Source organism: Pseudomonas nicosulfuronedens (genome assembly GCF_005877905.1).
Taxonomy (GTDB): Bacteria; Pseudomonadota; Gammaproteobacteria; order Pseudomonadales; family Pseudomonadaceae; genus Pseudomonas; species Pseudomonas nicosulfuronedens.
On record NZ_SWDV01000117.1, the window covers coordinates 1 to 735 of the forward strand.

The 735-nt window shown below is 55.0% G+C and carries 1 protein-coding gene; it reads left to right on the forward strand.

The genetic code is table 11. The features are described 5' to 3' along the window. Positions 1 to 99: 99 nt before the first annotated feature. Entirely contained in the window at positions 100 to 468 is a 369-nt protein-coding gene (locus FAS41_RS31560; RefSeq protein WP_138527025.1) for an ankyrin repeat domain-containing protein, read from the forward strand. Positions 469 to 735: the final 267 nt, after the last annotated feature.

The window sequence follows — 735 nt, forward strand, 5'->3', positions numbered from 1 at the left end:
CGACTCGCACGACGTGACGACCTTGCTAGGCTAGGCGCAACCGGGCTGGCTTCAATGGAAGGCTTGCTGCCTTCAAGGACTGATTAGGCTTCGAACCCCATGCGGTCACTCCAAGATATCTTCTCGGAAATTGCCACAGTGCCCGACTTCTTCGAGCACCAGATTGACTCCGTTCACTATCGAAATGGCTGGGGCGACTCTCCGCTGCATGTTGTCTGCTGCTGGGGGGACTGCGAAGCCATACGTGTACTCGTCGCCGCTGGCGCAGATATCAACCTGCCCGGCGAGACAGGCTTTACTCCACTCCATTGTGCTGTAGAGCAGGAGCACCCCGAGGCCGTAGCGCTGCTTCTCGAACTCGGTGCCGAAATTGTCCGGGATGCCAATGGGTCAACACCTGCTGATCTGGCATCTTCGCTAGGCCATGGAGGCGCACTCAAAGCCCTCGCTGTGGCCCAGAAAGAATAGGGATGTGAACCTTTCGGGGACGGGGCTATCGATGGCCATTTTTGGCTGATATCACCTAAACGGGGCCATTCAGCAGGGCCGCCCAAGGCGTTGGTAGCAAGTGACGGCAAGTGATTTTGATAGTTTTCGGCAACCGTGGCATAAACAAATCTCATTTACTTTGCAGGACGACTGGAGCTGTCATCCAGGTTTAAAGTTTTCCATGTCGTGCCTCCATGCGAAGGGCCATCTTCCTTCCTGGCTGCATCTATAGTATTAAATTGCTAC